General features: G+C 63.2%; 12 protein-coding genes. 1 reads left to right on the top strand and 11 read right to left on the bottom strand.

Annotated elements, in window-relative coordinates:
- Positions 1 to 69: 69 nt before the first annotated feature.
- Positions 70 to 816, bottom strand: coding sequence for a GntR family transcriptional regulator (locus ACAX43_RS05605; RefSeq protein WP_370707420.1), 747 nt, complete (start codon positions 814 to 816; stop codon positions 70 to 72).
- 200 nt (positions 817 to 1016) lie between these two features.
- Here ACAX43_RS05605 and ACAX43_RS05600 point away from each other — a divergent pair, with 200 nt between their 5' ends.
- Positions 1017 to 1862 (top strand): aldo/keto reductase, encoded by an 846-nt coding sequence (locus ACAX43_RS05600; protein ID WP_370707419.1) that lies wholly within the window; start codon positions 1017 to 1019, stop codon positions 1860 to 1862.
- A gap of 71 nt (positions 1863 to 1933) precedes the next feature.
- On the opposite strand, the gene ACAX43_RS05595 is transcribed toward ACAX43_RS05600, so the two are convergent.
- The 10 genes from ACAX43_RS05595 to ACAX43_RS05550 form a co-directional block, all read right to left on the bottom strand.
- Positions 1934 to 2416 (bottom strand): hypothetical protein, encoded by a 483-nt coding sequence (locus tag ACAX43_RS05595; RefSeq protein ID WP_370707418.1) that lies wholly within the window; start codon positions 2414 to 2416, stop codon positions 1934 to 1936.
- Between the two features lie 305 nt (positions 2417 to 2721).
- A complete protein-coding gene (locus tag ACAX43_RS05590) occupies positions 2722 to 3495 on the bottom strand; it encodes a hypothetical protein (RefSeq protein WP_370707417.1) in 774 nt (257 codons plus the stop codon).
- A 319-nt stretch (positions 3496 to 3814) separates the two neighbouring features.
- On the bottom strand, positions 3815 to 5986 hold the full coding sequence (locus ACAX43_RS05585) for an ABC transporter ATP-binding protein (protein ID WP_370707416.1): 2172 nt from the start codon (positions 5984 to 5986) through the stop codon (positions 3815 to 3817).
- On the bottom strand, positions 5983 to 6861 hold the full coding sequence (locus tag ACAX43_RS05580) for an ABC transporter permease (protein WP_370707415.1): 879 nt from the start codon (positions 6859 to 6861) through the stop codon (positions 5983 to 5985). The genes ACAX43_RS05585 and ACAX43_RS05580 overlap by 4 nt, the downstream gene beginning before the upstream one ends.
- Positions 6858 to 7868: an ABC transporter permease gene (locus tag ACAX43_RS05575; protein WP_370707414.1), complete on the bottom strand. Its 1011-nt coding sequence runs from the start codon at positions 7866 to 7868 to the stop codon at positions 6858 to 6860. Before ACAX43_RS05575 ends, ACAX43_RS05580 begins: the two co-directional genes overlap by 4 nt.
- 75 nt (positions 7869 to 7943) lie before the next feature.
- Complete coding sequence (locus ACAX43_RS05570) at positions 7944 to 9608, bottom strand: ABC transporter substrate-binding protein (protein ID WP_370707413.1); 1665 nt, start codon at positions 9606 to 9608, stop codon at positions 7944 to 7946.
- 240 nt (positions 9609 to 9848) lie between these two features.
- A complete protein-coding gene (locus ACAX43_RS05565) occupies positions 9849 to 10364 on the bottom strand; it encodes a cupin domain-containing protein (protein WP_370707412.1) in 516 nt (171 codons plus the stop codon).
- A gap of 206 nt (positions 10365 to 10570) precedes the next feature.
- A complete protein-coding gene (fusA, locus tag ACAX43_RS05560) occupies positions 10571 to 12676 on the bottom strand; it encodes an elongation factor G (RefSeq protein ID WP_370707411.1) in 2106 nt (701 codons plus the stop codon).
- A gap of 283 nt (positions 12677 to 12959) precedes the next feature.
- Positions 12960 to 13466: a DUF192 domain-containing protein gene (locus ACAX43_RS05555; protein ID WP_370707410.1), complete on the bottom strand. Its 507-nt coding sequence runs from the start codon at positions 13464 to 13466 to the stop codon at positions 12960 to 12962.
- A 145-nt stretch (positions 13467 to 13611) separates the two neighbouring features.
- Positions 13612 to 13806, bottom strand: a complete 195-nt coding sequence (locus ACAX43_RS05550; RefSeq protein WP_370707409.1) for a hypothetical protein — start codon at positions 13804 to 13806, stop codon at positions 13612 to 13614.
- Positions 13807 to 13884: the final 78 nt, after the last annotated feature.

The following is a 13884-nucleotide window of genomic DNA, read 5'->3' as shown; positions in this document are numbered from 1 at the left end:
GGCGCCTCGCTGCTTGCCTGCCGCACTCGGCCGAAGGTGCGCCGGAAAAGGCGCCGCGTGGGCAAAAGACTATTTTCTAAGTTCCGCGACGAAATCGTAGTAATCGTTCCGGCAGTAGGTGTCCGTCAACTCGATCGCCCGCTGATCAGCGGTATAGCCCACGCGCGTGATCAGCAACAGTGCCTCGTTGGGGGCGATGCTCATCTGCTGCGCGATCTCTTCGCTCGCGTTTACCGCGCGAAAATGCTGCAGCGCGCGCACAATCGTCAGCCCGCGATTCTCCAGATACGTGTACAACGAATCGCCGATCGCCTGAGGATCAGGAATCATCGCAGCAGGGAAGGTCGAATTCTCCACGGCCATCACGATGCCGTCGGCCAGCCGCAGGCGGCGCAATCGGGTCACGGCAGCTGCCGGCGATAAGCCGAGCTGAATCACCTCGTCACGATTGGCGGGCGAAATCTCCCGCGACAACCACTTCGAGCTCGGCGTGAAGCCGCGCCGCCGCAGCATCTCGCTGAAACTCGATAGACGCGACAGCGGATCTTCATACCGTGGCGTGATGAAGCTGCCGGCACCTTGAGTGCGGCGAATCAATCCCTGTTCGACCAGTAAGGCAATCGCCTTGCGCGACGTGATCCGCGATACGCCGAGTGCCTCGGACAGCACGCGCTCCGAAGGCAGCGCCTCCCCGGCGTTCCAACGGTTTTCGTGAATCGCACTGCCGAGCTTGCGAGCAAGTTGCAGATATAGCGGCGTGTCGCTTTCCGGGTCCGGGCGCAGGTCGCGCCAGCGGTCTTCCGAGGCAGAGGTCATGGGGCTCACGCAAAAAGGGCAAGGGGCAATTCTATGACATCGGCGCACTCCGTTATAGCGGGCTTTTGCCTGGTGGCCGATCGGGTGTCCGTTCAACCGCTAAACTCGTCGCTATGATTTCCGTGGCACGCGCCGCGCATTCGCCCGCGTGCATCAGGGTACGGGCATCGCCGCACATCCAGGCACTTCGAGGAGAAAGCATGACGACCGACATCGCAAGCGTTAGCCTGCCCGACGGCGAACGCATTCCGAAACTGGGGCAGGGCACCTGGGAGATGGGTGAACAGCCCGCGCGCCGCGCGGCTGAAATCGCCGCGCTGCAATGCGGCATTGAACTGGGCATGACGCTGATCGATACCGCGGAAATGTATGGCGACGGCGCGACCGAATCGCTCGTCGGCGAAGCGCTGACGGGGCTGCGCGATCAGGTGTTTCTCGTCAGCAAGGTGTATCCGCATAACGCCGGCCGGCGTGGTGCGATCGCGGCTTGCGAGCAGAGCCTCAAGCGCCTGAAAACCGATCGGCTCGATCTGTATCTGCTGCACTGGCGCGGCTCGGTGCCGCTCGCGGAAACGGTCGAGGCCTTCGAGGCATTGCGCCGCGCGGGCAAGATCCGGCATTGGGGCGTCAGCAACTTCGATACCGACGATATGGAAGAACTTGTTGCCACACCGGGCGGCGAGGCGTGCGCGACCAATCAGATTCTCTACAACGTCGCGCGCCGCGGGCCGGAATTCGACCTGTTGCCCTGGCTCGCCGAGCATGCGATGCCGGCGATGGCATACAGCCCGGTCGATCACGCGCGCTTGCCGAAGCGTTCGCCGCTGGACGACATCGCCGACGCACGCGGCGTCTCGGTGTTTCAGGTGGCGCTCGCGTGGGTGCTGCAAAAGCCCGGGGTGTTCGCGATTCCGAAGGCGGGCCGCGTCGAGCACGTGCGCGACAACCATCGCGCGTCGCAACTGCAACTCGGCGCTCATGAACTCGCCGCTATCGACACTTACTTCAAACCACCGCGTGGCAAGCGGCCACTCGAAATGCTCTAAGTGCGGCAGCGGCCGTTCGACTTGCAGCAGGCCTTGCGGGCCGCCGCTCGCGGCACGCTGCGCCGGTATCCTTAATTGCATCCGTGGTGCATGTGCACGGAGCCCAGTACGGCGACTTCAGCGGGCGTGTGCTTGAGCGAATCTTCGTTGACCTGGGCGGCATCGGCCACGAATTCGTCGACGATCGACGAGACCTGCGTGTTGCGCAAACACAGCGAGACACGCTGGGTTTCGTTCGGCGGCAGCGACGCGCGCTGACCGAGGAACAGCACGCCGTACTGATAGCCGTGGATGATGCCGCGGATCGCGCCGACGCATTGGCCTTGCGCGACATTGTCGGTTTTCCGTTTGCAGGTTTGCGCGAGCGAATAGGCGGAGAAGGTGGGATCGACCGGCGGCGCGGCTTGCGACATGGATTGTGGCTGCGGCTGTGCCGACGTAGTGGGGGCTTGCGCAGGTTTTTGCGCATGGGCGAGCGATGCGAGGCCCAGGGCGGTGACCATCAGCAGGCCGGTGGCCGTACTTGCCATGGAGCGGGGGACGTTTCGTTGCATGTTGTAGTGCCCTCATATCGAACGTTGAATTTGATATGAGGCAATCGCTTCGGTTTGGTTCCAGTCACGCACGACACGAACGATTGTTTTGGTTTTAAGCGTGTGCGAGCGCTGCATGCTTGCGGTTCGCGCCGATGTATCGCGCCGCCTGCGTGCGCTGTCGAATCCAACCGGCCTCGGGCGGTGACGCTCGACCGGGGGATCGAAACGTCACCGCCGACGCCGGCGGGCTGCGGACGGGACGCAGGTCTGTGGTTAGCGACGGGTAGGGCGCGGGGGCCCCCTACCCGAAGAGCGGGCGACTGCTAGTGCCCGTTCCCTCCGCCATTGCCACCACCGCTACCGCCGCTACCCTTGCCTCCGTGACCGCCGCCGAAGCCTCCGCCAAAGCCGCCGCCGAACCCGCCACCGAAGCCGCCGCCAAAACCACCACCGAAGCCACCGCCGCTACCGGGGCCACCTCCTTTTCCACCGGCTGAGCCGCCGCTGGAACCACCGCAACCGCCGCTGCTGCCGCCGCTACTTCCGCCGCCGCTACTTCCGCCACCGCTACTTCCGCCGCTACTTCCGCCGCTACTTCCGCCACCGCTACCACCACCGCTACCGCCACCGCTACCGCCACCACCGCCGCCACCGTTACCCTTACCACCGCCGCTCCCCGAGCCTGCCGCTGCGCCGGCGGCGCCCGCACCATTTCCGCTTGCGCCCGCGCCACTGTTGCTCGCGCTCGCAGCGCCGTTGCTGCCGTTGCCGCCGCCATGCTGCGCGCACACACCGATGTTGATGCCTGTACAGTCACGCGGCCGGAACACCAGGGCCGCATCGTCGGCAGCGGTCGTTTCTCCGGGCGCGACGCCGGTGGCCACCGCGCCTGCCGCCGAGCCGTCGTCCGGCACGAGTTGCGTTGCGGCATGCGCGCCGCTGGCTGGCAATGGCGTGTCGGCAAGCACGATCCACTTGGGGATCACATCGGTCGATGCCGGATACGCAACCTGGGTCACCAGCAAGGTCACGCCGGCCACGATTGCGGCATTCCGTATAATCCTGCAGTAGTGCTGATTGAATTTTCTGGTCTTCATCACATCTCCCCCCCGAGGGAACGCCGGCACCTCATTGCCGCCATCTCCCATACTGATTCGTCAGCGACGGCTCAGTCTGAACGCGGGCCTCGTCGCGCATCGCGTTGCGCCCCCGGCGATGCGCACCAGCGGCGCGCCCGATCCCTCCGTGTTCCTTTAGCTTCGAATGTCTGAACCGTACTTAGCGATATCCATGCCATTGCTCGCAAAGCCTTGCGGCGACGGGCGTCGAATAGGGGCGTGCGATACGCGCGCGGAAAAAACGCTCGAAAACGTTGCGGTGATGAAACGCGTGGTCTGAAAGCCGCGTTAGCGGGCGCTACTCCTTGCGCGCGGCATCTTGCGGGGCATTCTCCGAGCCGGTGCCTGAGGCCTTGCCTGCGTTGTCGCGCGTGGCGGCTTGCAGCGCACGCAGTTCGTCGACGGGGATATGGCAGCGGATGCGATGCACGCGCGGCGGGGCGGCGTCGTTCGTGCCCGCTTCGAGGAATGGCGGGTCTTGCTGTTCGCAGATCGCCCCGAGTTTGCGCGGGCAGCGCGTATGGAACACGCAACCTGAAGGCGGCGATGCCGCGCTCGGCAGATCGCCGGACAGGCGTATGCGGCCCTTGTCGGCGTGCGCGTCGAGTGTCGGCACCGAAGACAGAAGCGCTTCGGTATAGGGATGGTGGGGTCCGTCGAACACGGCGGCCGCTGGTCCGATCTCCAGCAGCCTGCCGAGGTACAGCACCGCGATGCGATCTGACAGATAGCGCACCACGTGCAAATCGTGCGAGATAAAAACGTAGCTCACGCCGCGCTCGCGTTGCAGATCGGCGAGCAGGTTAAGAATCGCGGCCTGCACCGAGACGTCGAGCGCGGAGGTGGGCTCGTCGCAGACCACCACGCGCGGCTCGCCGGCAAACGCGCGCGCAATCGCCACGCGCTGCTTGAGTCCCCCCGACAATTGCCGCGTGCGTGAGCCGAGGTAGCGTTCGGGCAAGCGCACGGCCGCTGTCAACGTGGTGAGCCGTTCGTCGATCGCGGCGCCACGCAACGCGGTGAGGCGCGACAGCGCGCGGCCGATCAGCCGCTTCACCGAATGTGCGCGATTGAGTGCCGAGTCCGGATTCTGGAAAACGATCTGCAGCGATTTGACCTGCTCGTCGTTGCGTCGCGTGACGCGCGCGGCGAGTGGCGCGCCGTCGAGTTCGAGCACGCTGCCCGCGTCCGGCGTGAGCAGGCCGAGCATCAGTTTCGCGAGCGTCGTCTTGCCGCTGCCGGATTCGCCGACGAGGCCGAGCGTTTCGCCACTCGCCAGATCGATCGAGACATCGTCCACTGCACGCAGCGGCGCGCCGGACACGTGAAAAGTCTTCGAGAGTTTTTCCGCGCGCAGCACGAGTGCAGGGCGCTCGCCGTCACGCAACGCATCGGCATGCCGGGGCAATGCTTCCGCAGCCGCGCGCGGCAGTTCGATGGCGCGCTCGTGGTAGTGGCAGCGCGCCATCTGATCGCCATGCGCGGCGCTCACGCGATATGGCGGAGGCGCTTCACGGCGGCAACGGTCGCTGGCGAGGCGGCAGCGGTCCGCGTAGATGCAGCCCTGCGTGACCGAACCGGGCAAGGGCAAGTTGCCCGCGATCGTATCGAGCCGTTCCGTGTCCTTGCTGCGCCCCTCAGTCGGCAAACAACGCAGCAGTCCAACCGTATAGGGATGCCGTGGTCGTGCGAACACGTCCTGGGTTGCGCCTTCCTCGACTAGCTTGCCGGCATACAGCACGCCAATGCGTTCGCACATCCGCCCGATCACCGCGAGGTTGTGGCTGATGAACAGCACGGCGGTGCCGAGTTCCTCGCGCAGTTGCGCAACGAGGTCGAGCACTTCGGCTTCGACGGTGGCGTCGAGACCCGTGGTCGGTTCGTCGAGAATCAGCAAGGCCGGGTTCGATGCGAGCGCCATCGCGATGACCACGCGCTGCTGCATGCCGCCCGACAGTTGATGCGGATAGCTGTCCATCACGCGCTCGGGCGAAGCGATGCGCACGCGTTTCAGGATTTCGACGGTACGCTGCACGGCTTCGTCACGCGAGACACCGGCTGCCTCGAACGCTTCGCTGACTTGCCGCGCGATCGTCAGCGAGGGATTCAATGCGCGTCCCGGATCCTGATAGACCATCGAGATCGCAGTCGCGCGCATCATCCGCAAAGCGTCGGCATCGAGCTTCTGCACGTCCTGGCCGGCGATGATGATCTTGCCCGCCTTCACCTTGCCGTTGCGCGGCAGATAGCGCAGCGCCGCCATGGCGACCGTCGATTTGCCGCATCCCGATTCGCCGACGAGGCCGTACGCTTCGCCTCGCCGAATGCGAAACGATACGTCTTGCAGCACTTCGCGATCGCGTCCGCGCATCCGATACGTGACCGTCAGGCCGACGACGGTCAGCGCATCGGTGCGATCGCTCTTCGAGACATCGAAGGCGGGGAAGGAGGCAGGCGGCGGGCCGTTCATCGGTCGAGCACGCCTTGCACGCTATCGGCGATCAGATTCACGCCGACCACGAGCGTGGCGATCGCGCCGGCCGCGAACACCACCGTCCACCATGCACCGCCTGCCATCAGGGTGTACGACTCGGACAGCGCGAGACCCCAGTCGGAGGAAGGCGGCTGGATGCCGAAGCCGAGAAACGACAGCGTCGCGACAGCGAAAATCGCATACCCGAGGCGCACAGTGGCCTCGACGATGATCGGCGGCAGCACGTTCGGCAGGATCTCCACGAACATGATGTAGGGCGCGCGTTCGCCGCGCAGTTGCGCGGCAGCGACGTAGTCCAGATGCCGTTCGGCGAACACGGCGGCGCGCACGGTACGCGCGGTGATCGGCGTGAAGGTGATGCCGATCACGAGGATCACAGTGAAGTTCGATGCGCCGACCGCAGCCAGCGCGAGCAACGCGACGATCACGAGCGGCAGCGCGAGTACGGCGTCGATCGCGCGTCCCACTACGTTGTCGACCCAACCTTCGAAATAGCCCACGATCAATCCCAGCGCGGTGCCGGCGACCGTGCCCAGCACGGTCGCCAAAGGCGCGATGGTCAGAATGTCGCGCGCGCCGACGATCACCCGCGAGAACACGTCGCGGCCGAGTTGATCGGTGCCGAACCAATGGGTGCTATCGGGCGGCATGAGCGAGTTGAGCGGATCGGATGCATACGGATCGATCCGCACGATCCATTGGCCGCCGATCGCACAGACGATCCACCACCCGACGATCAGCACGCCGATCACAAACGTGGGCGAGCGCAGCAGCACGCGCAACGGGTCGAAGCGCGGCTCCGTAGCCGGACGTGGAGCAGGCGGCGCGGCCGGCGGAACGATGGTGCTCATTCGGCGCTCCTCACCCGCAGACGCGGGTTGAGCAGGATATGCAGCGCATCGGCAACCAGATTCGCGACGGTGTAGACCACGCCGATTGTCAGCACGCCCGCTTCGAGCATTGGAAAGTCTTTGGCCTTGGCGGCGTTGTAGATCAGCGAGCCGATGCCTTGATAGTGGAACAGCGTCTCCACCACCACGAGGCCGCCGATCATGTAGCCGAGCTGCGTCGCGGCGACGGTGATGGTGGGCAGCAGCGCGTTGCGCAAGACGTGCCGCCAGATCACGGTATGGCGCGGCAAGCCTTTGAGGATTGCGGTGCGTGTGTAATCCGCGTCGAGCGCTTCGACAGTGCCCGCTCGCGCCATCCGCGCGATATAGCCGAAGAACACCAGCACCAGCGGCAGCACCGGCAGAACCAGATGCCGCAACTGTTCGACTGCGCTCGCTTCGGGCGGATACGACGCTTCGATCGGCAGCCAGCGCAGCCACACACCGAACACCAGAATCAGCACGATCGACGAGACGAATTCCGGCACCACGGTCGCGGACAAACCGGCGATGCTGATGGTGCGATCGAGCCAGCGTCCCGCGTGCATCGCCGACCAGACGCCGCCTGCAATGCCGAGCGGCACGACGACGATAAACGCGAGCAGACCGAGCTTCGCCGAATGCGCCAGCGCGTCGGCGATAAACGGTCCGACCGGTTCGCGGTACGCATACGAGAGACCCATATCGCCGCGCACGAAATGCGAGATCCACTCGACGTATTGCGTGAAGAGCGGTCGGTCCGCGCCGAGTTGATGATTGAGCGCCGCGACCGCGCGCGCATCGGCGAGCGGCCCGAGCACCGCGCGGCCGATATCGCCGGGCAGCAGTTGGCCGCCAGCGAACACGATTACCGACAGCAGCCACAGTGTAATCAGCGATAGACCGACCCGCGTCGCCAGAAAACGCACGACGCGGCCCGCGTTGCCGCTCGAGACCGGGGAGGCGGAAGGGGTCACCGTGGTCGACATCGTGATCTCCTGCCGAAGAAGCGCCGTGCGCTCATGCGTTCAACGGTTTTTGCGTTCGCCGCTGTTGCGTTGACATTACGCGCTCAACACCGCGCGGTCGAAATAAAGTTGCGCGAGCGCAGTGAAGCGCACGCCATTCACACCCTTGCGCATCGCAATCAGTTGATCGTAGAAGAACGGAATGATCACGGGCGTTTCGTCGAGCAGCAGCGTCTGGATCTGTCCGGAGATTTTCTTCTGCGTGCCCAGATCGATCGCCGCGACGAACTGCGCGACCAGTTGATCGTATTGCGGGTTCTTGAAGTGCGCGGCGTTCCACGTGCCGGTACTGGTGAGCGGCGCGTTCAGAAACACGTTCGGCACGCCGCGATGACCGTAGTCGGTGATGCCGAGCGGCGAGTCCAGCCAATCGGACTTGCCCGGCGTGCCGGCGCCGTAATACAGCGACTGGCTCTCGACCTTCAGATTGATGCGTACGCCGATCGCCTTCGCGGCATTCTGCACGACCACGGCGAGATCGGGAATCTCCATGTATTTTTCGGTGGTCAGCGTGACGTCGAAGCCGTTCGGCACGCCCGCCTGCGCAAGCAGTTGCTTCGCCTTGGCGACGTCGATCCTGCGTTGCGCGACACCCGCATCCGATGACGGAAAGACGGGCGCGAACGGACTGTCGTTGCCGAGTTGCGCGCGGCCTTTGAACAACCCGCGCACCAGCACGTCGCGATCGAGCGACAACGCCAACGCCTGGCGCACGCGCTTGTCCTTGAACAACGGATTGTCGTTGCGCATATGAATCTGCCGATGCGCGCTCGATTTGACGCCGACCGCCTTGAAGTCGGGATTGTTCAGAATACCGGCGCCGCCCTGCACGGTGAAGGTGCCCATTACGTCGGCCTGATGACCCTGCAACGCGAGCAATTGCGCCTGTTCGTCGGCATAGAACGAAAACTGTACGCGCTGCGGTAACGCTTTGTCGCCCCAGTAATCGGGATTGCGCACGAACGACGCGCCGACCTTCGCCTGATACTTTTCGAGCTTGAACGGACCTGTGCCAATGAAGCTCTTTTCATAACCGCCCGCATAGTTCGCGGGCAGGATCACGGCGTTGTAATTGTCGGAGGAAACGTAGTACGGGAAGTTGCCGTTCGGCGCGTCGAGATGGAATGCGACGGTGTGGTCGTCGACCACTTTCGCGCCGCCTTTGGACAGCACGCCTTTGAGCACCGAGAGCGCCGCCGAACCGCTGGCCGGATCGGCGAGCCGATCGAAGGTGGCCGCCACGTCTTTGGCCGTGAATACCTGACCGTCGTGAAACTTGACGTTCGGGCGCAGCTTGAAGGTCCACACGTCGCCCTTGTCGTTCGGCTTCCACGACAAGGCAAGCGCCGGCTTCAGGACGAGCTTTTCGCCGTCGTCGTCGATCAGGAATTCACCGGTCTGATTCAGCAGCGCGAGGCTCGCGGCATCGGTCACGGTGAGCGGATCGACCGCGCCGGCGGGCGTCAGATGGGCTACCCGGATCGTCTGGTTAGACGGGCTCGGTGCGCCTTGCGCACGCGCTTGCGGCGCATTCAGCACGCCGCCGCCAACCAGCGACAAACCGATCACGCTCGCATAGCGCAGCAGATCGCGGCGCGTGATGCGTCCGGCGACAAATTCGTCGATGGCGTGGTTGCCGTAGGCGTCGCCGGTGCGGCGGGCTGCGTCGAGTTCGGGAAATCGGTCTGCGGGAGTCTTCATCGATGGCGTGTCCAGTCCGTTCTGCTGTCGGTTCTGAAGGGCCGCGCAGGATACACGCGACGGCGCGACTTTAATGCAATGACGAAAAGCTGTAATGAACTGCAGTGGCGAGAAGCGGTTTCAGTGTAAGCGATTGCCCATCCATTCGGAGCGCTTGCTGTGCGGTCGGGTTCCCGTTTTGCGGATAAAAGGGCCGGCGTGTGTCGTCGCCACAACGCTCCATGGTCGCGTGAAAGCGGTTTAGTGATCGTGCGGATGCTTGTGAATCGGATCGACCCAGAAGACCGTTTCAGGCGCTTCCACTGCGTCGATGTTCAGATTCACCACCACCGCTTCATTGTCGCTGCGTACCAGCACGCATTCGAGCGGATCGTCGGTGCTTGCGTTGATTTCCTGATGCGGCACATAAGGCGGAACGAAGATGAAATCCCCCGGGCCGGCTTCGGCCGTGAACTCGAGATGCTCGCCCCAGCGCATGCGTGCCTGACCGCGCACCACGTAGATCACGCTTTCGAGCGCGCCGTGATGATGCGCGCCGGTCTTGGCATTCGGATGAATCGTCACGGTGCCGGCCCAGATTTTCTGCGCGCCGACACGCGCGGCATTGATCGCCGCCGCGCGATTCATGCCCGGCGTTTGCGCGGTGTTGCTGTCGAGCTGGTCACCTTTGATGACCTTGACACCGTGTTCGCGCCAGTCGGTAGGTGCCGGCGGTTGCTCATCCTTGTAATGCGGGTGTTCATGATCCTGGCTCATGGTGTCTCTCCTCATTGGGCGTTAGTCCGGGCGGTCGGCGCGGCGCCGTTTGACATTTTTGCACGTTCAACAACGTGTGTGTTGCCTGCCGCCACAGGCGGTGTCGCGGACGAAAAAAAGCCCGTCCACACTCGGGACAGGCTTTTTGTCATTTGCCTTCATTGCAGCCTGGGTTGCAGCACATGGCGTGTCGCAACCCTTCGCGCTTACTTATGCTTCGCGTTGATGACGGACTCGGCCACGTTATTCGGCGTTTCAGCGTAGTGCTTGAACTCCATTGTGTACGTGGCGCGGCCTTGAGTTGCTGAACGCAGCGACGTCGAATAGCCGAACATCTCCGCGAGCGGCACTTCGGCGCGCACCAGCTTGCCGCCGCCACCGGCGATGTCTTCCATGCCTTGCACGAGTCCGCGACGGCTCGACAGGTCGCCCATCACGTTGCCCATGAAGTCTTCGGGCGTTTCCACTTCGACGGCCATCATCGGTTCGAGCAGCACGGGCCTGGCCTTGCGCATTGCTTCCTTGAAGGCTATCGAACCAGCCATGCGGAACGCGTTTTCGTTCGAGTCGACGTCGTGGTACGAACCGAAGGTCAGCGTCACTTTCACGTCGACCACCGGATAGCCCGCGAGCACGCCGGCCTTCAGCGTTTCCGTAATGCCTTTGTCGACTGCCGGAATGTATTCGCGTGGAATCACGCCGCCTTTGATCGCGTCGACGAACTCGTAGCCCTTGCCTTGCGGCGCAGGTTCGAGCGTGATCACCGCGTGGCCGTATTGGCCGCGGCCGCCCGACTGCTTGACGAACTTGCCTTCGATATCCTCGACCTTGTTGCGCACCGTTTCGCGGTAGGCAACCTGCGGCTTGCCGACAGTCGCCTCGACGCCGAACTCGCGCTTCATCCGGTCGACCAGAATTTCCAGGTGCAACTCGCCCATCCCGGAGATGATGGTCTGGCCGGATTCTTCATCCGTCTGCACGCGGAACGACGGGTCTTCCTGGGCCAGGCGGTTCAGCGCGATGCCCATCTTTTCCTGGTCGACCTTGGTCTTCGGCTCGACGGCCTGCGAAATCACCGGTTCCGGAAAGATCATCTTTTCAAGGATGATCACGTGGTTCGGATCGCACAGCGTGTCACCCGTGGTCGCTTCTTTCAAGCCGACTGCCGCGGCGATGTCGCCTGCGTAGACTTCCTTGATTTCCTTGCGCTCGTTCGCATGCATCTGCAGGATCCGGCCAAGGCGTTCCTTCTTTTCCTTGATCGCGTTGTAGACGGTGTCGCCCGAATTCACCACGCCCGAATACACGCGGAAGAAAATCAGCTGGCCGACGAACGGGTCGGTCATGATCTTGAAGGCCAGCGCGGAGAACGGATCGTCGTCTCTCGGATGACGCTCGATTTCCTTATCGTGCTCGTCGTGACCCGTGATCGCGGGGATATCGAGCGGCGACGGCAGATAGTCGATCACCGCGTCGAGCATGGCTTGCACGCCCTTGTTCTTGAACGCGCTGCCGCACAGCATCGGCACGATCTCGTTCCTGATCGTGCGCACGCGGATACCGTGCTTGATTTCCTCCTCGGTCAGCGTCTCGCCGCCGAGGTATTTCTCGAGCAGGTTCTCATCGGCTTCGGCCGCGGCTTCGACCATTTTGTCGTGCCATTCCTTCGCGGTAGCCGCCAGCTCGGCCGGGATTTCTCTGTACTCGAATTTGATCCCCTGGTTTTCTTCGTCCCAGAAAATCGCCTTCATCTTGACGAGGTCGACCACGCCCTGGAAATGATCCTCCGCACCGACCGGAATCTGGATCGGCACCGCGACGCCCTTCAGACGATCGCCGATCTGCCGCTGCACACGGAAGAAGTCCGCGCCGACACGGTCCATCTTGTTGACGAACGCAATGCGCGGCACCTTGTACTTGTTCGCCTGGCGCCACACCGTTTCGGACTGCGGCTGCACGCCGCCGACCGAGTCGTACACCATGCACGCGCCGTCGAGCACGCGCATGGAGCGCTCCACTTCGATCGTGAAGTCGACGTGGCCCGGAGTGTCGATGATGTTGATGCGGTGTTCCGGATAGTTGCCGGCCATGCCCTTCCAGAAAGCGGTGGTGGCCGCCGACGTGATGGTGATGCCGCGCTCCTGCTCCTGTTCCATCCAGTCCATCGTCGCCGCACCGTCGTGAACCTCGCCGATCTTGTGGGTCACGCCGGTGTAGAACAGGATGCGTTCAGTGGTGGTGGTTTTGCCGGCATCGATGTGAGCGCTAATGCCGATATTTCGGTAGCGCTCGATGGGAGTCTTGCGGGGCACGTGAACCTCCTTGGAATGGCGCGCCTGAAACGCTTGCCGGGCGGCAGTCTGTGCTGCCCGGGGAGCCTGGGTGCTGCTTTGCTAAGAATACAAGGATAGCGCGTCGGCCCGTCTTTTGCAGGAATGTTGCCGGCCGGTCGTGAACGCCTGCTGGCAGGGCTTCGGCGGGCGGCACGGCACGCGCCGCCTTGCAAATGAAAAAGCCGGCGCCTTGTAAAAAGGCTCCGGCTTTTCAAAAGCAACTGGCGAAGATGTGGCGGCCGAAGCCGTGGCCGGCGCGTTTTTATTGCGCGGCCGGCAAGCCCTGGATCTTCATTCCCGGTTTGATGCCTTTCGACGAGAACCAGCCCTTGCTCATTTCCAACGCATACACGCCGTTGTTCTTCGGGCAGTGATTGTTGGTGGTCTCGGCCTGCATTTCGTCGATGTCGGTGACCGTGCCGTCGGCGCGCATGAACGCGACCGACAGCGGGATCAGCGTGTTCTTCATCCAGAAGCAATGCACGGCGTTTTCGTTGAAGACGAACAGCATGCCTTCGTTCGGCGCGAGGTTCGTGCGATACATGAGACCTTGCTCGCGGTCCGCATCGTTCGCGGCAACGGCGGCGTCGATCACGAACATGCCCGCCGTCAGCTTCGCGCGTGGAAATTCGCTGGGCTGTTTCGCGCCGGCCGGCATCTGCTGTGCATGAGCGGGAGCGGCGGTGGTAGCGGCAAACGACATTGCGGCGAGCGGCAGTGCCACGGCAACAGCGAAACGCGCAATCAACGAGCGCATGGGAAATCGCACGGCATGACTCCTTGCTGGAAATTAACCCGCGAATGTTACGCGAGCGCGTCACAAACAAAAAGGCAGATCGCCTTGCGGTGATCTGCCTTTCAACGCCGTAAGAACGGCAATGAAGCGAGTTCTTGACTGCGTTTTTACAACAAACTTACTCCGAAGCGCCCGAAGCTGCAGCAGCTGCTGCTGCCTTCTTGTGCGACTTCTTGTGAGCGTGCTTCGTGGTCTTCTTTGCCGACGAAGCTGCTGCCATCGGAGCTGCCGAAGCTGCTACCGGTGCCGAAGCTTGTGCGAATGCTGCCGTTGCGAAGAGACCAGCGACCAGAGCGGCGATCAGTTTGTTCATTTTGTGAATCCTCAGCTTGAGTTAATTAACCAAATGACCCGGTTATATATGGAGTCATGTCGGTAAACGTGCCATCCA

The sequence above is a fragment of the Paraburkholderia sp. IW21 genome (assembly GCF_041321145.1).
GTDB lineage: Bacteria > Pseudomonadota > Gammaproteobacteria > Burkholderiales > Burkholderiaceae > Paraburkholderia.
This window is presented reverse-complemented; position numbering and strand designations above follow the sequence as displayed.